This window comes from Micromonospora arida, assembly GCF_042873195.1.
In the GTDB taxonomy this organism is placed as follows: domain Bacteria; phylum Actinomycetota; class Actinomycetes; order Mycobacteriales; family Micromonosporaceae; genus Micromonospora; species Micromonospora arida.
Genome location: NZ_JBIALC010000002.1, coordinates 361,033 through 382,475 on the forward strand (window position 1 = coordinate 361,033; position 21,443 = coordinate 382,475).

The following is a 21,443-nucleotide window of genomic DNA, read 5'->3' on the forward strand; positions in this document are numbered from 1 at the left end:
CGGCATGACGGCGACAACGACGTCGGCCCGGTCGGAGCTCTCCGAGCTGGGACGATCCGAGACCGCTCTGCGGACCTTCCTGCACGGCCTGCCCGGCGTGGACCAGGTCGGCGCGGAGCAGCGGGCGGCACAGCTCGGCACCCGCTCCATCAAGACCACCGCCAAGGCCCAGGCGATCGACCTGGCGATCCGGATGGTCGACCTGACCACCCTGGAGGGGGCGGACACCCCGGGCAAGGTGCGCGCGCTCGCCGCGAAGGCCCTGCGTCCGGACCCGGCCGACCCGTCCTGCCCGCACGTCGGCGCGGTCTGCGTCTACCCGGCGATGGTCCCCTACGTGGCCGAGGTGCTGCGCGGCTCCGCCGTGCACCTGGCCAGCGTGGCGACCGCGTTCCCGTCGGGTCAGGCGCCGTTGGAGATCAAGCTGGCCGACACCCGGGCCGCCGTCGCGGCCGGCGCCGACGAGATCGACATGGTGATCAACCGGGGTGCGTTCCTGGCCGGGCGGTACAAGGAGGTCTACGACGAGATCGTGGCCACCAAGGAAGCCTCCGGGGACGCCCACCTCAAGGTGATCCTTGAGACCGGCGAGCTGGCCACCTACGACAACGTCCGGCGGGCCTCCTGGCTGGCCATGCTGGCCGGCGGCGACTTCATCAAGACCTCCACCGGCAAGGTCCCGATCGCGGCGACGATGCCGGTGAGCCTGGTGATGCTGGAAGCGGTCCGTGACTTCCGCGAGGCGACCGGGCGGCAGGTGGGCGTGAAGCCCGCCGGTGGCATCAAGACCACCAAGGACGCCATCAAGTACCTGGTGATGGTCAACGAGACCGTCGGCCCGGACTGGCTCGACCCGGACTGGTTCCGCTTCGGCGCGTCCAGCCTGCTCAACGACCTGCTGATGCAGCGCACCAAGCTGACGACCGGCACCTACTCCGGTCCCGACTACTTCACCCTGGACTGATAGCCGATGTTCGAATACGCCCCCGCCCCCGAGTCCCGCTCGGTGGTGGACCTCAAACCCTCGTACGGGCTGTTCATCGACGGCACGTTCGTCGACCCCACCGACGGTGGCAGCTTCAAGTCGATCAACCCCGCCTCCGAGGAGGTGCTGGCCGAGGTCGCCGAGGCCGGCGCCCAGGACGTGGAACGCGCCGTGCGCGCCGCCCGCAAGGCGTACGACAAGGTCTGGGGCCCGATGCCGGGCCGGGACCGGGCGAAGTACCTGTACCGGATCGCCCGGCTCATCCAGGAGCGCTCCCGCGAGCTGGCCGTCCTGGAATCGCTGGACAACGGCAAGCCGATCCGCGAGTCCCGGGACGTCGACCTGCCACTGGTCGCCGCGCACTTCTTCTACTACGCGGGCTGGGCCGACAAGCTGGAGCACGCCGGCTTCGGCGCGAATCCGCGGCCCATCGGCGTGGCGGCGCAGGTCATCCCGTGGAACTTCCCGCTACTCATGCTGGCCTGGAAGATCGCCCCGGCGCTGGCCGCGGGCAACACTGTGGTGCTGAAGCCGGCCGAGACCACCCCGCTGACCGCGCTGCTCTTCGCCGAGATCTGCCAGCAGGCCGACCTGCCGGCCGGTGTGGTCAACATCCTCACCGGTGCCGGCGACACCGGCCGCACGCTGGTCGAACACGCCGGCGTGGACAAGGTCGCCTTCACCGGCTCCACCGACGTGGGCCGGGCCATCGCCCGGTCGGTCGCCGGCACCAGCAAGAAGCTCACCCTGGAACTGGGCGGCAAGGCCGCCAACATCGTCTTCGACGACGCACCCATCGACCAGGCCGTCGAGGGGATCGTCAACGGCATCTTCTTCAACCAGGGGCACGTCTGCTGCGCCGGCTCCCGACTGCTGGTCCAGGAGAACGTGGCCGACCGGGTGCTGGAGTCGCTGAAGCGACGGATGGCTCAGCTCCGGGTCGGGGACCCGCTGGACAAGAACACCGACGTCGGCGCGATCAACTCGGCAGCCCAACTGGAGCGGATCCGCGAGCTGTCCGACGCCGGCTCGGCCGAGGGTGCCGAGCGCTGGTCACCGCCGTGCGACCTGCCCGACCGGGGCTTCTGGTTCGCGCCGACCATCTTCACCGGCGTCACCCAGGCACACCGGATCGCCCGCGAGGAGATCTTCGGCCCGGTGCTGTCGGTGCTCACCTTCCGCACCCCGGCCGAGGCCGTGGAGAAGGCCAACAACACGCCGTACGGGCTGTCGGCCGGGATCTGGACCGACAAGGGTTCCCGGATCCTGTGGATGGCAGACCGGCTGCGCGCCGGCGTCGTCTGGGCCAACACCTTCAACAAGTTCGACCCCACCTCGCCGTTCGGTGGTTACAAGGAGTCGGGCTACGGTCGCGAGGGCGGCCGGCACGGGCTGGAGGGCTACCTCAATGTCTGAGCGGGTCGCGGTACGCAAGACGTACAAGCTCTTCATCGGCGGGAAGTTCCCGCGCAGCGAGTCGGGACGGTCGTATCTCGTGCAGTCCTCGAATGTGTCACTGGCCTCCCGCAAGGACGCCCGGGACGCGGTGGTCGCCGCCCGCGCCGCCGTCAAGGGCTGGGCCGGCGCGACCGCGTACAACCGGGGTCAGATCCTCTACCGGGCCGCCGAGATGCTGGAGGGCCGCCGCGAGCAGTTCGTCGCCCTGGGCATCCCCGGCGACGAGGTGGACGCCGCGGTCGACCGCTGGGTCTGGTACGCCGGCTGGGCCGACAAGCTCGCCCAGGTGTACGGCGGCGCCAACCCGGTCGCCGGCCCGTACTTCAACATCTCCGCGCCCGATCCGACCGGCGTGGTCGCGGCGGTCGCCCCGGAGCGCCCGGCGCTGCTCGGCCTGGTCAGCGTGATCGCCCCGGCGATCGTCACCGGCAACACAGTGGTGGTGGCGGCGTCGGCGACCGAGCCGCTGGCGGCGGTGACGCTGGCCGAGGTGCTGGCCACCTCCGACCTGCCCGGCGGTGTGGTCAACATCCTCACCGGCGCGATCACCGAGACCGCGCCGACGCTGGCCGCGCACATGGACGTCAACGCGATCGACCTGACCGGGGTCACCGACGCCGCCCTTGCCACCGACCTCGAGGTCAAGGCGGCGGAAAACCTCAAGCGGGTGCTCCGACCGGCCCCGGCCGACCACGACTGGTCGGTCGACCCGGGCCTGGATCGGATGACGGCACTGTTGGAGACGAAGACGGTGTGGCACCCGAAGGGAGTGTGATCGTCTTTTGCTCGGCCTTTGGGGTTTTCCGGGGGAGCCCGCCCACTCCGGGCGGTCAGGCTTGATCCCTGCGTGGGCGGGCTCCCCCGGAAAACCTGACCTGGGCCGGGTTCGTCGGGAAGGTCAGCTCACGGGCTCTGCCTTGGGTTGAGTTGCCTGCGCCTGCTCCTGCTCCTGCTCCTGCTCCTGCTCCAAGATCGCGCAGTTTCGTTGATGTAGTGGCCTCCTGGCGGATGGAGGCCACTACATCGTTGTTTGTGTGGGGATCTTGGCCGGGGCAGTGCCTGGTCGGGTGGGTCGGGGGTCTACTACCGGGGGTAGGATTGATTTGTGACTCGGTTGGGCGATCTTGAGCGTGCGGTAATGGACGTGCTGTGGGACGTGGTTCCCGGCACGTCGGACGGGGTGACCGTGCGCGAGGTGGCCGACGCGCTCGATGGCCGCGAGCTGGCGTACACCACTGTGATGACCGTGCTGGACCGGCTCGCCGGCAAGGGCATGGTGCAACGGGAGCGGGAGGGCCGGGCCTGGCGGTACCGTCCGGCGGCCAGCCGTGAGGCGCACATCGCTCAACTCATGCTCGACGCCCTCGACCTGGGTGGCAGCCGGGACGCCGCGCTGGTGCGCTTCGCCCGCTCGGTGACCGGCACCGAGGCCGAGGTGCTGCGAGCGGCCCTTGGCAGCGAGGCCGGCCTGACCGGGCCGGGCTCCACCGGCGGCGACGCGGGCGGGGCCGACGCCCTGACCGACCGGGTGGACGGGCCGGCGGGCCGACGACCCGCCGGCGAGGCAGCGGAGCGGTAGGGCGCGCACCATGGCCTACGCCGTGCACTTCGCCGCCACCATGCTGGCCTGCTATCTGACCGCCCAGGTGTTGGCCCGTTCCACCTGGACGTGGCGCAGCCCTCGGGTGGCCATCGTCTGCTGGCAGGCCGTCGGGCTGGCGATGGGCCTCTCGGCGATGGGCCTGCCGATGGCGCTCGGGTTGAGCGCGTACGGCCGGCCGACCGGTAGCGCGCTGCTCGCCCTGGCCAACGACCTCGCCCACGGCGCCCTGCCGATCGGGGTGGGCACGTTCCACCTGGCCGGCGTCGGCGTGGGCTTCGGCATCGGGGCGGTGCTGGTCACGACGACCGTGCGCAGCATCCACGGCACCGTACGCGCCCAGCGTCGCCACCGGGACCTGCTCTCCCTGGTCGCACGGAACGACCCGGCCGCGCCGGGCGCGCTGGTGCTGGATCATCCGAGCGCCGCCGCGTACTGCCTGCCGGGCGTCAAGCCGCAGGTGGTGGTCAGCGCCGGCACCCTCAGCCTGTTGGACCGGGCCGAGCTGGCCGCGGTGCTCAGTCACGAGCGTGCGCACGCCCACGAGCGGCACGACCTGGTGCTGCTGCCGTTCACCGCGCTGTGCCGGGCGCTGCCGTGGTTCGGCTGGGTGCGCGACGCGCACGAGCGGGTCGCCCTGCTGGTCGAGATGCGCGCCGACGACAAGGCCCGCGAGTTGCACGCCGACGCACCGCTGGCGGGTGCGCTACGCCGGTTCGCGGCCGCCGGGCACCGGATCACCCCGGCCGGCGCGCTCGGCATGGGCGACCGGGATCTCGACGTACGGGTGCAGCGCCTGCTGGTCAGCGACCGGCCGCCCCGGGTTCTCGGTGCCACCGCCCTCGCGGTCGCCACCACCCTGGTCGCCCTCCCGGTCACCCTCTTCCTGAGCTGACGCCCACAAGGCGCCACTGAGCTGACGCACGCACACTGGGCACCTCGCGCGGCGAGACGCTGCCCGACACCGCCGGGCCGACCACCATATCCAGGAGCCTGAGCACTCGATTGCTGCGCGGATAACACGACGCCAGGTCCGTCACTCCCGGAGCCCGCTCCCGCACCCCCGCCCCCGCCCGCGCCCGCCCCCGCCCCCGCCCGCGCCCGCGCCCGCGCCCGCGCCCGCGCCGATCTTGCAGTTTCGGTTGCCGGAAAGCGTTGACTGCGCCCTATGTCGGGACAGTAAGTGCAAGATCGCGGCCCGGTCACGTCGATCATGGAGTTGTGGTGCCCGTTTGGTCCATTACTGGGGACTTTGTCACCCACCACAACTCCTTGATCGACGGGGTGGGGCGGGGGCGGGGCGGGTTCGCGAACAGCGACTCGATGACGTGAGGGCGCTGAGGGCGGGTCGGGCGCGGTGCGCTCTGTTACTACGTTGCGTAGTAGCATGACTTACGACAGGGCGTAGTAGTTCCTATCAGTAGGCAAACTACGTGTAGGGTGGCTACGACAAGGGAGCCAACTCTATGGAGGGCTGGTCATGGACACCCTGCTCCTCGCCCGCCTGCAGTTCGCCACCACCACGTCGATCCACTTCCTGTTCGTGGTCGTCACGCTCGGGCTGGTCACCCTGCTGGTCGGCATGCAGACCGCCTGGGTGCTCACCGGCAACCCGAAGTGGGAGCGGCTGACCCGCTACTGGGGCCAGCTCTACGTCATCAACTACGTGCTCGGCATCGCCACCGGGCTCGTGATGGAGTTCCAGTTCGGGCTGAACTGGAGCGGCCTGTCGCGCTACGTCGGCAACGTCTTCGGCGCACCGCTGGCCATCGAGACGCTTGTGGCGTTCTTCCTGGAGTCCACGTTCCTCGGGATGTGGATCTTCGGCTGGCACCGACTCGGCAAGGGCGTCCACCTCGCGTTGCTCTGGGGCGTGGCGATCACCGCGTACGCCTCGGCGTTCTGGATCATGGTGGCCAACTCCTGGCTCCAGAACCCGGTCGGCTACGAGGTCCGCGACGGGATCGCCCACCTCACCGACTTCGGCGCGCTGCTCACCAACCCCAGCCTCGGCATGGCCTTCGGGCACGTGGTCTCGGCGGCGCTGCTGGTCGGCGGGATGCTGATGGCGGCGGTCAGCGCCGGGCACCTGATCCGGCGTACCCCGGACTTCGCGCTCTTCCGCACCTCGTTGCGGATCGGTCTGGTCACCGCGGCACTGGCCATCACGATGGTGCAGGGCTTCGGTTTCGCCCAGTTCGGCCCGGTAAGCGCGGTGCAGCCGACCAAGTTCGGCGGCGACGGCCCGGAAAGCCAGGCACTGATCGCCGAGTGGACCACGCGGTTCGGCCCCGGCGACTACACCCCGCCGGTGCTGGCCAGCGTCGGGTTGGGCTTCATGATCCTGATCGGTTTCACCCTCGGCTGCATATGGCTCCTGCTGCCCCTGCTCTTCCGGGACTGGGTCATCCGACTGCGCTTCCCGCTCTGGCTGATCCTGCTCGCCCTGCCGCTGCCGTTCATCGCGGTGATCCTCGGCTGGATCTCCCGGGAGGTCGGCCGTCAACCCTGGGTGGCGTACGGGCTGCTCCCCACCGAGCAGGCCGTCTCCCCGGTCAGCGCACCGCTGATGCTCGCCTCGCTGATCGGGTTCAGCCTGCTGCTGGGCACCCTCGCCGTCACCAACTGGGTGCTGCTCGCCCGGCACGCCAGGCGCGGCGCGGCCGACCCGGCGCTCGGCCGCCCGCCGGCCCCGCCCAGCGAGCCGGCCCACCCCGAACCCGCCCTCCTCTGAGGAGTAGACCGTGGACCTCGCCTGGTACGCCCTGCTCGGCCTCTTCTTCGCCAGCTACCTGGTGCTCGCCGGCTACGACTACGGCGTCGGGCTGCTGCTCGCCCGCGGCGTCGGTCCGGCCGGGCGGCGGGAGGCGCTCACCGCGCTCGGCCCCTTCTTCCTCGGCAACGAGGTCTGGCTGGTGGCCGCCGTGGGCATCCTCTTCGGCGCGTTCCCCCTGCTGGAGGGCGAGTTGCTCGCCGGCTGCTATCCGGCCGTCGCCGGTGCCCTCGTGGGCGTCATCCTGGTCACCGTCGGCGTACAGCTGCGCAGCCGACCCGACGACGAGCGGATCCGGGCCCGCTGGGACCGCGTCGTGATGATCGGCAGCGCCCTCGCCGCGCTGGGCTGGGGTGCGCTGCTCGCCGCGCTGTTGCAGGGCGTACCCCTTCAGGCCGACGGGCACGTCGCCGGGGTGACACACCTGGCCACCCCGTTCGCGGCCGCCGCCGGGCTGGCCATGGTCGCCCTGGTCGCTGTGCACGGTGCGACCTTCCTCACCCTGCGACTGTCGGCCGAGGCCGCCGCCGTGGTCGGTCGTACGGCCCGCCGCCTGGTGCCGGTGGCGCTCACCGCGGTCGCCCTGGCCACCGTCGTGGGCCTGCTCTCCGCCCGGGTACGCGACGCCGTGCAGCGGCCGGCGGTGGCCGTACTCCTGCCGGTGCTGCTCGTGGCGGCGCTGCTGGCGGCCCGCGCGGCGCTGACCCGGCGGCGACCGGGGTGGGCTCTGGTCGCCACCGGCGCGGCCCTGGCGCTGCCGGTGGTGCTGGTCGGAGCCGCTCTCTGGCCCTACGTGCTGGTGTCCACGACCGACCCGGACGCCTCGCTGCGGGTGGCCGACGCGGCCGCCAGCGGGCCGACACTGCGGCTGCTGGGCTGGGTGGCGCTGCCGCTACTTCCGGCCCTACTAGGCTTCCAGGCGATGTGCTGGTGGGTTTTCCGAGGACGGACCGACGGTAGGGCACCGGTGTACTGGTGAGCCGCCGTCCGTTCGACCCGCGTCTGCTGCGCCGGGTCCCTGCGGCCCGGGGCGACCTTGCCGTGCTCGCACTCCTGGGGGTGCTGGCCGCCGGGTTGATCGTGGCGCAGGCCACCGCGCTCGCGTCGCTGCTGGCCACCGCGATCGACGGTCGGCTGGATCGACCGGCGCTGGCCGGCTTCGTGGTCACGGTCGCCGCCCGCTCGGCCCTGGTCTGGGCGCAGGGCACGGTCTCGGCGCGGGTCGCCGCCACGGTCAAGGCCACGCTGCGGGCCGACCTGCTCGGCGCTGTGGGCCGGCACGGGCCCGGTTGGGTGGCCGGGCAGCGGGCCGGTGAGATCGCCACCCTGGCCGGGCGTGGGCTGGACGCGCTGGACGCGTACTTCACCGGGTACCTGCCGCAACTGGTGCTCAGCGTGACGGTGCCCCTCGCGGTGCTGGCCCGGGTCGTCTTCGCCGACTGGAGTTCTGCGGTGATCATCGCGGTGACCCTGCCGCTGATCCCGGTCTTCGGCGCGCTGCTCGGCTGGCAGGCGCAGGCCGCCACCGAACGGCAGTGGCGGCGGCTCGCGCTGCTCGGCGGGCACTTCCTCGACATGGTCGCCGGGCTGCCCACGCTGCGCGCGTTCGGGCGGGCCCGGGCGCAGACCGACGTGGTGCGCCGGATGGCCGACGGTCACCGCGTCGCCACCATGAAGACGCTGCGGATCGCGTTCCTCTCCGCGCTGGTCCTCGAGTTGGTCGCCACCCTCTCGGTGGCGCTGGTCGCGGTGCCGGTCGGCATCCGCCTGCTCGGCGGCGGGCTGGCCCTGCAGACCGCGCTGCTGGTGTTGCTGCTGACCCCGGAGGCGTACCTGCCGCTACGGGCCGCCGGTAGCCGCTTCCACGCCAGCATGGAGGGGTTGGCCGCGCTGGACGAGGCGTTGACCGTCTCCGCCGCACCCACCGCGCCGCGGGCCGCCGAGGGCGCCTCCGTCCCGGACGCTCGGGCCGAGATCCGGTTCGAGGGGGTGACAGTGGCGTACGAGCGGACCACCGCCCTGCGCGACGTGACCCTGACCATCCGGCCCGGCGAGCGGATCGCCATCATCGGGCCCAGTGGCGCCGGCAAGAGCACGCTGCTCGGCCTGCTGCTGGGCTTCGTGGTGCCGACCAGCGGCCGGATCACGGTGGACGGGGTCGACCTCGCCACCGCCGACCCGGACGCCTGGCGCCGGCAGCTCGCCTGGGTGCCGCAGCGGGCGCACCTCTTCGCCGCCTCGCTGGCCGACAACATCCGCCTCGGCGCGCCGGACACCCCTGCCGACGTACTCACCGCCGCGATGCACGACGCCGCCCTGGACGACGTGGTGGCCGGCCTGCCCGACGGCCTGGACACCCTGCTCGGTGAGCGCGGGCACGGGCTGTCCAGTGGGCAGCGGCAGCGGGTGGCACTGGCCCGGGCGTTCCTGCGCGCGGCCCCGGTGGTGCTGCTCGACGAACCCACCGCCCGACTCGACACGGCGGCCGAGGCGGTGGTGCTCGACGCCACCCGTCGCCTGGTCGCCGGACGGACGGCGCTGCTGGTCGCGCACCGACCGGCGTTGCTGGCCGACGCCGACCGGATCCTGCGCATCGAGGACGGTCGGGTCACCGAGTTGACGCCCGAACCGACCGGGAAGGCCGCCCGATGACCGCCGAACACGGGCCGGCGGTGGTGGCCGACGCGGCACCGGCCGGGCGGGCCGCCGCCGAGCGGGCCGTGCTGCGACTGGCCCGGCCGTACCTGGGCCGCCTGGTCGGAGCCGGGCTGCTGGCCGCCGCCACCGAGTTCGCCGGGCTGGCCCTGATGGCCACCGCCACCTGGCTGCTGATGAGCGCCGCCGGTCAGCCTCCGCTGGACCGCCTCACAGTGGCGATCGTCGCGGTCCGGGCGCTGGCGATCAGCCGGGGCGTGTTCCGCTACACCGAACGGCTCGCCGGGCACGACGCGGTGCTCCGCATGATCACCGACGTCCGCGCCCGGGTTTTCGCCACCCTGGCGGCCCGCCGTGGCACGGCGCACCGCTCGGGGGATGTGCTGAGCCGACTGGTCTCCGACGTGGAGGCCGTCCAGGACCTGTTGCTGCGGGTGCTGGTGCCCGCCTCGGCGGCGGCAGTGGTCGGTGTGCTGGCGGTCGCCGTGGCGGCGCTGATCTCACCACCGGCCGCCGGCGCGCTCGCCGTCGGGCTGCTGGTCGCCGGGGTGGCGCTGCCCGCGTTGGCCACCGCGGTCACCCGCCGCAGCGCGGCCGAGGTGGCCCCCCTGCGGGGTGCGCTGGCCACCGACGCGATCGACCTCACCCACGGCGCGGCCGACCTGGCCGCCTTCGGGGCGACCGACGTCACGCTGCGCGCCGCCGAGCAGCGCGCCCACCGGCTGGCCCGGTTGGAACGTCGGCTCGCCGCCACCGGGTTCGCGGTGGACGCGGCCGGCGTGCTGGCCGCCGGCGTGACCGCCGCCGCAGTGGTGCTGGTCGCGCTCGCCGCCGACGTGCCGGGGGTGCTGGTGGGCGTCCTGGCCGTCGGCACACTGGCCGCCGTCGAGGTGATGCTGGCGTTGGTCGCGGCGGCCCGGCAGTGGACGCAGCTGCGGCCCGGCCTGACCCGGGTCGCCGACCTGCTCGACGCCGACCCGCCGACCGCGCCGCCGGCGACCGGTCCAACGGACCTGACCGGTCCACACGAGCTGCGCTTCGTCGACGTGACAGTGCGGTACCGGGCCGGTGCGGTGCCCGCCCTGGACGGGGTCAGCCTGGACCTGCCGGCGGGACGCCGGATCGCTGTCGTCGGCCCGAGCGGCGCCGGCAAGAGCACCCTGGCCGCCGTGCTGACCGGCACCGTCCGGCCCGCGTCCGGCCGGGTCACCCTGGACGGTCACGACCTTTCGGCGTACGCCGAGGAGGCGCTGCCACGCGCGGTCGGCGGGCTGCTGGCCGAGGCGTACGTCTTCCATGCCACGGTGCGGGAGAACCTGCTGCTCGGGCAGGCCGGAGCGGGCGAGGAGGAGCTGAGCGCGGCCACCGCCGCCGCCGGCCTGCTGGACTGGGTCCACGCTCAGCCGGCGGGCTGGGACACGCTGGTCGGCGAGGAGGGCGGGCAGCTCTCCGGCGGGCAGCGGCAGCGGCTGGCCCTCGCCCGGGCCCTGCTCGCCGCGCCGCCGGTGCTGGTGCTCGACGAGCCCACCGAAGGTCTGGACCCGACCGCCGCGGACGCGGTGCTCGCGTCCGCCCTCGCCGCCACCCCCGCCGGGCACTCGGTGCTGCTGATCAGCCACCGGCTCAGCGGGCTGGCCGAACTGGACGAGATCGTGGTCCTGGACGGCGGCCGGGTGATCCAGCGCGGTCGGCACGCCGAGTTGGTCGCGGCCCCGGGCTGGTACCGGGACCAGTGGCTGCTCCAGGCCGCCGCCGAACGGGGTTACCTGGCGCTCGCCCCCTGACCCGACTCGGGGGCGGACCAGGGTTCTCCCGGACGTCGACCGGCCGGGGTCCGTGGCAGGGTGGTGCCATGGGGCGCGGTGAGGACGTGATGGTCGACGAGCACCTGCGGGAGCTGGCCGCTCGACTGCAGGGGCCGGCGCGACTCAAGTCCGACCTGCTGACCGAGGCCCGGCACGGGTTGCTGGACGCCGTCGAGGCGTACCGCGAGAGCGGGGTGCCACCCACCGAGGCGCAGCGCCGGGCGGTGGTGGAGTTCGGCTCACCGGCGCAGGTGCTCCCGTCCTGGCAGGCCGAGCTGGCGGTGGGCGCCCTGCGTGGGCTCTCCCTGCGGATGCTGGCGATCGCCGGGGTGGGGGTGGTTGCCGGTGATCTGACCTGGCGGGGGTCGAGCTGGAGTGGCGGGCCGCCCCCTCCGGCCGGCTACCAGCTGCTCGCCGCCTCGGTCGACTGGATCTGGATGAGTGCGCTGCTGCTCGCGGTGGCCGGTCTGCTGGTGGTCTGGGCGAGCGCGCGGGCGCCCCGGCCGGGCCTGGCTCTGGCCCAGCGCGCGGTGGGCGTCGGCCTGACCGGCGTCCTGGTCCTCGGCATAGTGGCCGGCGGCGCCCTCTTCACCTGGTCACTCAACCTCTGGGACGCGGCGGCGCACTGGCCACCGATGATCATCGGGGCGGTGTTGGTGGGCGGCGGATATTTTTCGCTGACCCGCGCGGCACGCGGCTGGCTGCTGGCCACCACCCGCTGATCGGCGTCGGATCCGAGCGGGTCAGGCCGGGGTGGGCGGGCTGCCGGGATCGAGGAACCGGCCGACGGTCAGTTGGAACTCGCGCCAACCGGCCCGCTCCCCCGCCAGCGCCCGCCGACCGGAGTCGGTGAGCTGGTACGTCCGCCGTTCCCGGCCGCTGACAGTGCTCCAGGTGCTCGCCACGTGGCCGGCGCGTTCCAGGCGACGGAGTGCCGGATAGATGGTGCCGGTGGGCAGATCCAGACTGCCGTCACTGCGGGCGCGTAGCGCCTCGATGATCGCGTAGCCGTGCAGCGCGCCCTGTTCGAGCACGGCGAGCAGCAGAGCGTCGAGATGGCCGTGCAGCGCCTGGGCCTTCATACGTAGCTACGCTACTTGTCGAACCGCCGCTTCGCCAGCGGTGACGACCAGCAGGTCGACCCGTGCGCCAACCGGCCACCGGGGTGCGGGCATCGGTCACCCAGGGCCGCCGACTAGGGTATGTGCCCAGAGTCACTCGCCGGTCAGAGACCCCGGTGGGTGGGCAACCCGAAGCACACGGAGGTCAGCGTGGCCCGCCAGTCGCCCCAACGGCCCGACGCCGACGAGCCCGAGCTCGACGACACCACCGGCGCGGCCGAGCCAGACGAGACCGAGCGCCCGTTGGCGTCGACCGACCGCTCACTCTGGGACGAGCTGCGCATCGACCCAGTGGAGATCGCCCTGCCCGCCGGCACCGGCTTCACGCTCCGGGCGTACCGACCGGCCAGCTCGCTGACTCCGACCGACGTGACCGAGCGCGACCAGGACGACCCGTTCCTCGCCCGCCGCCAGGCGATCGAGGACGAGGAGGACGACGAGACCGTCGTCATCCTCGATGAGGAGCTGGCCCAGGAGTTCGCCGACGAGGCCGACGAGTCGACGCGCCGCCGGGACGGCGCCGCCACCGACACCGAGACCGACGACGAGTCGGACGAGGCCGTCACGGACGAGGCGGACGACGAGGAGGTGCCGGTCTTCCTCAGCCACCGAGGCAAGCTGCTGCTGTTCAAGACCCCCGAGTCGCTTGTCAGTTTCATCCGATCCGGTGCGCCAAACGATCTGTCCCAACTGGACAGCTGGAATGAATTGTCCGAACGGGTGGAGCCGGCAGATATCGCTCCGCTCGACGAGGACACCTACGAGCTCGACCTGGTCGTGGAGAACCTGCGCGGCGGGCACGACGCGTGGGATTCGACCCTGCTGATCGAGGCGGGCGAGGCCGCGCGTGACCTCTCGTACGCATTGCGGCTGCCTGCGGTACTCGACATGCTCTCCGCCGGCTCCAGCCTCGACGACCTGGACGAGGCGCTGCGTGGCACCGCCAACGGTGGGATCGGCGCGTTCATGGCCCGGCGACGGCTGAAGAAGATCGGGGCGCAGACCGCAAGTTTGGGTTGGCGCACCATTGTCGGCAAGATCTCTGCGGTGGTGGACTGGCGCGACTGACCCGTACCGGGGAGCATCAGTTGCTGGCAGAGGAAAGACCTGTCCCGGGAGGAGGACGACGCCGTGGCGCTCGTGCGCGTTTACTGCGGTCTGGCCTCGGCGGATCCGGCTGACCGACCGGCCTCCGCCGGTTCGACGCTGACGTCCGCTGTGGTCGACGACGCAGGCCGTCTGCTGCATGTCTGCGAGATCAGCGATGACGCCGCTGGCTACGCCCAGCTCGTCGCGCTGCTCGTGGAGCGGTCGGGCGGGCCGAGCGGTGCGGCCATCGCCGCCGACAGCGACGACCACACGGTCACCTCGCTGCTGAGCGCGGCGGGGCGACCCCTGGCGATCGCCGACGACGACTCGGTGGACGACTTCGCCGAGCGGTTCGCCGACGACGACTCCCTTGAGGAGATGCAGTCACCTCCGGCCGAACGGCGGGCGGTCGGCCTGGCCCGCGCGTTGCAGGCGGGGGCGCTCTCCGCCGTCACCCTGCCGGCACCCCGGGATCTCGCCGGTTACAAGCAGGTGCTCTCCGCGCACGCCGCGCTGGCCAGTGGCCGACACTCCGCCGCCGTGGCGCTGCGCGAGGTTCTGCGTGAGCTCTACCCGGCGGCCCTGCGCGCATACCCGGACCCGGCCGAGCCGGTCTCCCTGGCCGTGCTGGACGCGCTGCCCGAGCCAGGAATGCTCGGCGGCACCGTGGCCCGGGGCCGCGAGGTGTCGGTCGCGGCGGACGCCATCGCCGCGCACCTCGCCGCCGACGGGGTCGCCGATGCCGAGGAGATCAACGAGGCGGTCACCGCCCTGCGGGTCGCCATCTCCGAGACACCCCGACGTGCCGCGGTCAACCGGGCGCTCACGTCCGCGGTGGCCGAGACGGTCCGCCAGGCCGTCGCCTCCGTACGGGCCTGCGACGCCGGCTGTGAGGCGCTGGTCAGCGCGCTCAGCTCACGGGTCAGCGCGCCTGTCCAGGCACCCGGCCGCCGGGCTGCGGCCCGCCGTGGCGAGTCCGTCGGCGAGTTGACCGGGCTGGCCGGCACCAACGCCGGGTTGACCGGCCTCGCCGGCACCAACGCCGGGTTGCGGTCGGTCCGACCCACCCCGGCAGCTGCCGACCCGGCACCCGCTGTCGGGCGGCGCAGCCGTCCCGAGCCGGTCCCCGGTAACGCGCCGTTGGCGTCGCCCCGCCCGCTCGGGCCACCGCCGGTCGCACCCGCGCCGGTCACGCCGCCGCCGGTCGCACCCGCGCCGATGACTCCGGCGGCGATGGCTGGTCCGCCGGCGTCCACGCTGCCCAGTCGCAGCGAGCCGCTTCCCAGCCGGATCGACGGCCCGACCAACCGGCCCGTCTCCTCGCCGCCTCCTCCGCCGCCCGGGATCACCCCGATCGCGCCGGCGCAGCGCGGCATGGTGCCGCCGGCCGAGGCCGGTGAGCCGTTCCGGCCGACGCTGACCACTGCCGCGATCAACAACGCGCGGGCCGAGCGGCAGCGGACTGTCATTCCGCCCCGCCCCAAGACCAACGGTGAGCCCCGGCCGAGCCACCTGCAACGCCCGGTCGACGAGGCACCCACCGGCGGGTTCAGCGCCACCGATCTCAGCATTCCGGTGCCGATCCCTCGGCCGGGTCAGGAGGCCGCAGCGCCCGGCTCTCGTGCCAACTGGCCGCTGGTCAACAACCCGGAAGACCCGTCCGACAGCTCACCGAACAACCCGGTGGCCTACTCGTACGGCGGCAGCCGCGGTGTCGACGCCCCGACCGACCCGGGTCGGGCCGACGGTCGGGTCACCCCGCCGTGGTTGGCCGACGACCTGCCACCGGAGCCGCCGATGCTGCGGCTGGTGGAGCCGCCGCCGCTGGCCGACCGGGCGCTGCGCGAAGGGCTCAGCCCTCCCGCGGACCAGCACCTGGAGACGCCACCGCTGCGCCTTGTCGACCGCGAGCAGGCCGCTCGCAACGGTCGGGCGGCCGCCCGCACCGAGCGCGCCGCCGAGCACCGGCCGTCGCCCCCGGTCGAGCACCGGCCACCACCGATGGAGCACCGGCCGCCGCCGGTCGCCGACGAGGGCGACGGCGATCTGCTGATCTTCGCGCAGGCCAAGTCGGCCTGGTTCGTCGGGCAGGCCGAGGAGTCCGACCTGGACTGGTCGACCACCGCCGACACCGGCTGGCAGGCCGCGGAGCAGGCCGCCCGCCCGGCGGTGGGCGCCGAGACCAATGCCGGGCTGCCGAAGCGCGTGCCGCAGGCCAACCTGGTGCCAGGTTCGCCTCTGCGCGAGGAGCGCCCATTGCGGATAGTGCGTGATGCGGCAAGCCTCGCGGAGAACACGACCGGCTACTTCCGTGGCTGGCGTCGCGGCCAGGAGATCGGCGGTTTCGCGGTGGGTGGCCGGCCCGGTCGCGAGGCGGCCGGCGGCTGGGACTTCAGCCGCGACCACGGGGACCGCGACGACGACCGGGAGTACGAGTACCGCTCGGCGGGCTACCAGTCCTGATCTCTTTCTCACACGCGGAAGCGCCCTCAGCCAGCTGGCTGGGGGCGCTTCCGCGTCAGCAGGGCGATCCCCCGGGCACGCAGAAGCCGCCTCGCGAGGACCGTGGGTGGCCTGTGCCCCGGGAAGGGCTGACAGCTTCCAGGTCGTCAGGAGGCGGCTTGGCGGCGCGCTGGTTCGTCTGAGCGACCAACCAGCGCGGACACACTCATCGGGGCGGCTGGCAGCGCCCGGTGGCGGCCGGAGCCACCACCGGGGCGTGCAGCGTCCCGGATCAGGCCGGGGCGACGGCGCGCGTACGGCGCATGGTCAGCACGTACTCGACCAGCGAGATCAGCACGTGCTTCGTCGACTCCCGGTTACGGGCGTCGCAGGCCACCACCGGCACGTCGCTCGAGATCGCCAAGGCGTCCCGGACGTCCTGCGGGTCGTGGTACTGCATCCCGTCGAAGCAGTTGATCGCCACCAGGTACGGCAGGCGTCGGTGCTCGAAGAAGTCGATCGCCGCGAAGCAGTCGGCCAGCCGGCGGGTGTCCACCAGCACGACCGCACCGATCGCACCCCGCACCAGTTCGTCCCACATGAACCAGAAACGGGTCTGACCCGGCGTACCGAACAGGTACAGAATCAGGTCACGGTCGATCGAGATCCGGCCGAAGTCCATGGCCACCGTGGTCGTCGTCTTGCCCGGCACCTGCCGGGTGTCGTCGACGCCCACGCCAGCGGAGATCATGATGGCCTCGGTGGTCAGCGGCGTGATCTCCGAGACCGAGCCGACCAGCGTCGTCTTACCGACGCCGAATCCACCGGCAATAACGATCTTCGCCGACGTCACGCGGCCGCTCGGGTTCGGCGGGCGGTGCGACATGTCAGAGCCTGCGAAGTCCACTCAGCACCCTCTCCAGCAGTTCAGTGCCCACCGCGTCGTCGGAGTCGTCCAAAATGGTCGGCTCGTGGACCGCGACCAGGCCGTCCGTCGCCATGTCGGCGATGAGCACCCGGGCCACACCGAGCGGGAGCTGCATCCGCGCCGCGATCTCCGCGAGCGATTGCACGCGTCCGTCACACAGCGCGGCGATGTACTGGTGTTCGCGGCCCTGGCCGCCGTTGCCATTGGCAAGGGCCCGGCCGCGCACCGTCGTCTCGACGAGCGCCTCCAGCGCGATGTCGAGCCGGGGACGGGTGCGACCACGGGTCACGGCGTATGGACGGACCAACGCTCCGGTTGGTTCGTCACGATCGGCCATCTCGCCGCTCACCTCCTTCGCACCCGTTACCGGCTCCCACCGGCGAAACCCGTCGTTGTCGTTGTTGCAGTCGTGCCGACCTCACGATCGGCGAGACGTCAGCCCAGCATGCCCGCAGCCGCACGCGGCTGCGGGGTCAGTGCGTCGCCGACCCGATCGACCAGCAGCGCCATCTCGTAGCCGACCTGGCCCACGTCGGAGCTGCGGGCTGCCAGCACGGCGAAGGACGAGCCGTCCGAGATGGACATCAGGAACAGGAAGCCATTGTCCATCTCCACGACGGTCTGCAACACCGCGCCTCCCTCGAAGCAGCGTGCTGCCCCCTGGGTCAGGCTGACCAGACCCGATGAGATCGCGGCGAGCTGGTCTGCCCGGTCGCGCGGCAGATCCCGTGACGACGCGAGGAGTAGGCCGTCCGCCGATACGGCGACCGCATGCGCGACGCCGGGTACCCGGTCGGCGAAGTTGGCCAGCAGCCAACCAAGATCCTGCGTAGTTGTCATCCTTCTTGCTCCTTCTGCCCGCTCCCGGCCACCGGGCCTGAGCCAGACTGCGAGGATTGCCCTCCCGGAGTCGCCTCCGGGCTGGTCGGGTTGTCCGAGGTGCTACGCCCTCGCTGCACGCCCCGGTGGTAGGCGGAGAGCAGGCCACGGACCGCCTCCGGGGAGCGCCGCTGGACCGAGGTGGTGGGCTTCTCTACCGCGCCGGGCACCAGCTGCGCCATCGGCTTGCGCTTCGGCAGACCGGTCGTGGTGGTCTCGCTCACCGGCGCCGCGCCGGCCGCCGCGGAGGCAGCACGCCAGCCGTCGTCGGCGGCGGTCTGCCAGCCGTTGCTCTGCGGTTGGGGCCGGCGGTTCGGCAGGCTCTCGGCGAGACTCGGGCGGGTGCCCTCGTTCGCTGTGGAGCCGTTGTCCCGCGGCGCTCCTCCGACAGTCGGAGTGTCTGCCATCGGTGTGTTACCTGTCGTCCCGGGTGGTGTCTTGTGGACTGCCCGACCGGTGGCCTCGACCGTGGCGAACTGCTGGGTCGCGGAGTCGCCGTTCGTCGCTGGCGGTGCGCCGGCCGCGGTCTCCTCGGAGCCCGGACGACGGGTACGGAACCAGGCTGACTCGAGCTCCCGGAAGATCGGCAGCTCCATCGTCTCATCCGCGTACCGCTGACGGTTCTGCGGCTGCTGCGGCGTCGGCCGAGTCTGCGGCGCTGGCCGAGTCTGCGGAGCCGGAGCCGGCGCTGCTGCCGGGGTCGGCGCAGGAGGCTGGGCTGCGGCCGGCTGCTCGCCGGGTCGCGGCACCCGCGGCAGCTCCGTCGTCATGTCCAGCGCGGCGGCGAGCCGCTCGGGCACCGGCGGGGTGGCCGTGTCGCGGTCGCTACCGGGCACCGGCGGCCAGGCCGGCGGCGCCGGGGCGTTGGATGCCTGCGCGGGCGGGGCGGATCGGGGCGCGAAGCCGCTGAACGACTGGCTGGAGGCCGGCGGCGCCGAGTACGGCTGGTTCGAGTACGGCTGACCGGACGCCGGCGAGGCCGAGACCGGCGACGCGGACACCGGCGGACCGGCGTACGGCTGACCGGAGGCCGGAGCGGCGGACACCGGCGCGCCGCCGTACGGAGCACCCGAGTAGGGCTGCCCGGAGTACGGCTGACCGGAGGCCGGCGAGGCGGAGACCGGCGCACCGGAGTAGGGCTGCGCGGAGACCGGCGGCGCCGAGTACGGGTGCGCCTCGGGGCTGCTCGGCAGCTGACGCGGAATGGACGGCTGCTGGCCGGTGGTCGGGGTCTCGTCCCCGGCCCGGCGCTGCGGCAGCGGGTCGGTGCCCTGGGCGTTGGCCGACCGGGGGGTGAACCCGTCGCCGCCGTTGGCGCCGTTCGTTCCGGCCGCGCCGGTCAGATCGGACCAGGCCGGCATCGACCGGTACGCGCCGCCGTTGGCGGGGGTGCCGGCACCGTTGCGCGTCGCGGGGTCGAACGGGCGACCGCCCAGGGTGACCTGGTTGCCGGACTCGCTCGGACGAGGGCCGTTGCCCAGCGCGGGCAGCGCGCCGAAGACCGGCGCGGGCCCATTGGACTGCGGACCCCCGAACTGCGGAGCACCGGCCGCCGGCAGCGCCGGAGGCTGCTGCACCCGACCGGAGAGTGCCCGGGGCACCAGTACCGAGGTGGGCAGGGTGACGTCGGCAACCGTGCCGCGGTCGTTGCCGGGGCGCAGCTCGACACGGACACCGTGCCGGGACGCCAGCCGGGCGACCACGACGAGGCCCATCATCCGGGACACGGCCACGTCGACCTGCGGCGGCGTCGCGAGCCGCTCGTTGAGGTCGTGCAACTGCTCGGCGCTGATGCCGATACCGCGGTCCTCGACGTACAGCGAGGAGCGGTCGCCGACACGCCGGGCCTCGACCATGACCTGCGAGTCGGGCGGGGAGAACGCGGTGGCGTTGTCGAACAGCTCCGCGACGAGGTGCACCAGGTCGTTGACCGCGTGCGCGGCGACCTCGATGTCGCGGTCGATGACACCGAACTCGATCCGCGTGTAGTGCTCGACCTCGGACTGCGCGGCGCGCAGCACGTCGATGAGGGCGGCCGGCTCACGCTGAACGCGGGTGGAGTCGGCACCGGCGAGCACCAGCAGGTTCTCGTCGTTACGGCGCATCCGGGTGGCCAGGTGGTCGAGCTGGAACAGCTCGGCCAGCCGGTCCGGGTCCTCTTCGCCGCGCTCCAGCCGGTCGAGGTGCCCGATGAGGCGGTCGACCAGGATCTGGGAACGACGGGCCAGGTTGACGAACATGGTCGCGACGGAGGCACGCAGTGCCGCCTGCTCGGCGGCCGTACGGACGGCTTCCAGGTGGACGGCGTTGAACGCCTCGGTCACCTGGCCGAACTCGTCCTTGCTGCGCACCGGCAGCGGTTCGGCGATCTGGTTGGCCAGCTGCACCGGAGAGAGCTGCCCGACGACCTGCGGGTCGCGCAGACGGGCCACGGCCTGTGGCAGGCCGTACTGGGCCACGGAGAGCGCGCCCTGCCGCAGCTCACGGAGTGAGCGGGCCATCGAGCGGGCCACCAGGTAGGCGAAGAGGATCGCCAGCAGCAGCATGCTGAGCAGCAGGCCGGTCTCCAGGAAGACCTGGCGCTGCACGTCCGAGCGGAGGGTGTCGGCCTGGTCGACCACTTCACTGTCGAGCTTCCGCTCGACGGTGCGGATCAGCTTGGCGTTGGCCGTCATGGCGGCTTCCCACTGGTCCGGGCCGAACGGCGCACCGCGCATGTTGCCGGTGGTGTTGCCGTCGATCCAGCCGGTGTAGTTCTGTGCCTGCCGGCGGTCGCCGCCCGCGACGGTCTGGTCGTGGAACTTCGCGTCGTCCGGGGTGGCGACGGCCTTGAAGCTCTGCAGGGCCTGCTGCTGGCCGGTGTCACTGGCGACGTAGTCCCTGCGCAGTGCCGGGGTCAGGCGCTGTCCGCCCTTCACGCCCAGCGCGCGGTGCACCACGACCCGGCGTACGGCGAGGAACTCCTTCTCCCGGGCGACCGCCGCGGCGGCGCGCATCCGGTCGCTGAGTTGGTTGTCACCGGCGAGCTGCGTGGACGAGTCGCGGATGGCGAGCAGGTCACTGATCAGACCCTCGTACGCCTGCACGGTCTCGGTGAGCGCGAGCTTTCCGTTGAACACCTGGCTGCGAACGCCCGACAGGTCCTGCAGGTTCTGGTCGATGCTGTTGAGCAGGCTCTCCAGGCTGCCCGGCAGGTCCTCGATCTCGGTCCGCTGCTGCCGGTAGGGGATCGCATCCTGATCCACCCGGGAGTTCACCCGGTTGTAGGCCTCCTGGTACTGCGCCGTCGGCTGCGTCCCGTCCGCGCCCAGCAGCAGCACGGCGGCGGTCCGCTCGTCCTGCAGGCTGTCGACCAGGTCACCTGAATAGCTCGACAGATTCGCCAGGTCGCCAGCTCGGTTGGCATTGTTGAGCGTCTCCACGTGGTCGATAAGACCACTGGTGCCCACCACGACCGTGGCGATGGTCGGCACGATCATGATGAGACCGAGCTTGGACCAGATCGGCATGTCCCGGAGCCGACTGGCCGGCCGGCGCAGCCGCGACAGGAAGGAGCCCGCCGTCTTTGGCCGTTTGCTCACGTCACCGCCCTCGCGATTACAGCTTGAACGCGTTGCCCCGGGCAACGCCCAGCGACCGACCCGGCGGGTCGGACCCCCGAGATTCCATCACGCCGGTCGACAAGAAGAAAGCCCAGGTTGTCCCAGA

Annotated in this window: 17 protein-coding genes; 12 read left to right on the forward strand and 5 right to left on the reverse strand. The window is 72.6% G+C overall.

Annotation, left to right across the window (positions count from 1 at the left end):
* Positions 1-4: 4 nt before the first annotated feature.
* From deoC to ACFYP0_RS08340, 10 genes are all read left to right on the forward strand, one after another.
* A complete protein-coding gene (deoC, locus tag ACFYP0_RS08295) occupies positions 5-964 on the forward strand; it encodes a deoxyribose-phosphate aldolase (protein WP_091394490.1) in 960 nt (319 codons plus the stop codon).
* 6 nt (positions 965-970) lie between these two features.
* A complete protein-coding gene (locus ACFYP0_RS08300; protein ID WP_124862044.1) occupies positions 971-2,401 on the forward strand; it encodes an aldehyde dehydrogenase family protein in 1,431 nt (476 codons plus the stop codon).
* Positions 2,394-3,218, forward strand: coding sequence for an aldehyde dehydrogenase family protein (locus ACFYP0_RS08305; RefSeq protein WP_355493900.1), 825 nt, complete (start codon positions 2,394-2,396; stop codon positions 3,216-3,218). Before ACFYP0_RS08300 ends, ACFYP0_RS08305 begins: the two co-directional genes overlap by 8 nt.
* 330 nt (positions 3,219-3,548) lie before the next feature.
* Positions 3,549-4,022 (forward strand): BlaI/MecI/CopY family transcriptional regulator, encoded by a 474-nt coding sequence (locus ACFYP0_RS08310; protein WP_091394501.1) that lies wholly within the window; start codon positions 3,549-3,551, stop codon positions 4,020-4,022.
* 10 nt (positions 4,023-4,032) lie between these two features.
* Positions 4,033-4,938 (forward strand): M56 family metallopeptidase, encoded by a 906-nt coding sequence (locus ACFYP0_RS08315; protein ID WP_355493899.1) that lies wholly within the window; start codon positions 4,033-4,035, stop codon positions 4,936-4,938.
* 585 nt (positions 4,939-5,523) lie between these two features.
* Positions 5,524-6,777, forward strand: a complete 1,254-nt coding sequence (locus ACFYP0_RS08320) for a cytochrome ubiquinol oxidase subunit I (protein ID WP_124856354.1) — start codon at positions 5,524-5,526, stop codon at positions 6,775-6,777.
* A gap of 10 nt (positions 6,778-6,787) precedes the next feature.
* Positions 6,788-7,795 (forward strand): cytochrome d ubiquinol oxidase subunit II, encoded by a 1,008-nt coding sequence (locus tag ACFYP0_RS08325; RefSeq protein WP_124856356.1) that lies wholly within the window; start codon positions 6,788-6,790, stop codon positions 7,793-7,795.
* On the forward strand, positions 7,792-9,468 hold the full coding sequence (cydD, locus tag ACFYP0_RS08330) for a thiol reductant ABC exporter subunit CydD (RefSeq protein WP_355493898.1): 1,677 nt from the start codon (positions 7,792-7,794) through the stop codon (positions 9,466-9,468). Before ACFYP0_RS08325 ends, cydD begins: the two co-directional genes overlap by 4 nt.
* Positions 9,465-11,255, forward strand: a complete 1,791-nt coding sequence (cydC, locus tag ACFYP0_RS08335; RefSeq protein WP_355493897.1) for a thiol reductant ABC exporter subunit CydC — start codon at positions 9,465-9,467, stop codon at positions 11,253-11,255. Before cydD ends, cydC begins: the two co-directional genes overlap by 4 nt.
* A gap of 68 nt (positions 11,256-11,323) precedes the next feature.
* A complete protein-coding gene (locus ACFYP0_RS08340) occupies positions 11,324-11,998 on the forward strand; it encodes a permease prefix domain 1-containing protein (RefSeq protein WP_124856362.1) in 675 nt (224 codons plus the stop codon).
* A gap of 21 nt (positions 11,999-12,019) precedes the next feature.
* Here the strand turns inward: ACFYP0_RS08340 and ACFYP0_RS08345 are convergent, their stop codons facing one another.
* On the reverse strand, positions 12,020-12,358 hold the full coding sequence (locus ACFYP0_RS08345; protein WP_091394524.1) for a PadR family transcriptional regulator: 339 nt from the start codon (positions 12,356-12,358) through the stop codon (positions 12,020-12,022).
* 159 nt (positions 12,359-12,517) lie between these two features.
* On the opposite strand from ACFYP0_RS08345, the gene ACFYP0_RS08350 reads away from it, so the two are divergent.
* Together ACFYP0_RS08350 and ACFYP0_RS08355 are read left to right on the forward strand one after the other, a co-directional pair.
* Positions 12,518-13,465, forward strand: a complete 948-nt coding sequence (locus ACFYP0_RS08350; RefSeq protein WP_355493896.1) for a DNA primase — start codon at positions 12,518-12,520, stop codon at positions 13,463-13,465.
* Positions 13,466-13,504: 39 nt separating this feature from the next.
* Positions 13,505-15,949, forward strand: a complete 2,445-nt coding sequence (locus ACFYP0_RS08355; RefSeq protein ID WP_355493961.1) for a transposase — start codon at positions 13,505-13,507, stop codon at positions 15,947-15,949.
* Between the two features lie 271 nt (positions 15,950-16,220).
* Here the strand turns inward: ACFYP0_RS08355 and ACFYP0_RS08360 are convergent, their stop codons facing one another.
* The 4 genes from ACFYP0_RS08360 to ACFYP0_RS08375 all read right to left on the reverse strand — a co-directional run bounded on the left by ACFYP0_RS08360 (position 16,221) and on the right by ACFYP0_RS08375 (position 21,316).
* Positions 16,221-16,814, reverse strand: a complete 594-nt coding sequence (locus ACFYP0_RS08360) for a GTP-binding protein (protein WP_357418005.1) — start codon at positions 16,812-16,814, stop codon at positions 16,221-16,223.
* Between the two features lies 1 nt (position 16,815).
* A complete protein-coding gene (locus ACFYP0_RS08365; protein ID WP_091397239.1) occupies positions 16,816-17,193 on the reverse strand; it encodes a DUF742 domain-containing protein in 378 nt (125 codons plus the stop codon).
* Positions 17,194-17,291: 98 nt separating this feature from the next.
* Complete coding sequence (locus tag ACFYP0_RS08370; protein ID WP_030329023.1) at positions 17,292-17,696, reverse strand: roadblock/LC7 domain-containing protein; 405 nt, start codon at positions 17,694-17,696, stop codon at positions 17,292-17,294.
* Positions 17,693-21,316 (reverse strand): sensor histidine kinase, encoded by a 3,624-nt coding sequence (locus ACFYP0_RS08375; protein WP_355493895.1) that lies wholly within the window; start codon positions 21,314-21,316, stop codon positions 17,693-17,695. Before ACFYP0_RS08375 ends, ACFYP0_RS08370 begins: the two co-directional genes overlap by 4 nt.
* Between the last annotated feature and the right edge of the window lie 127 nt (positions 21,317-21,443).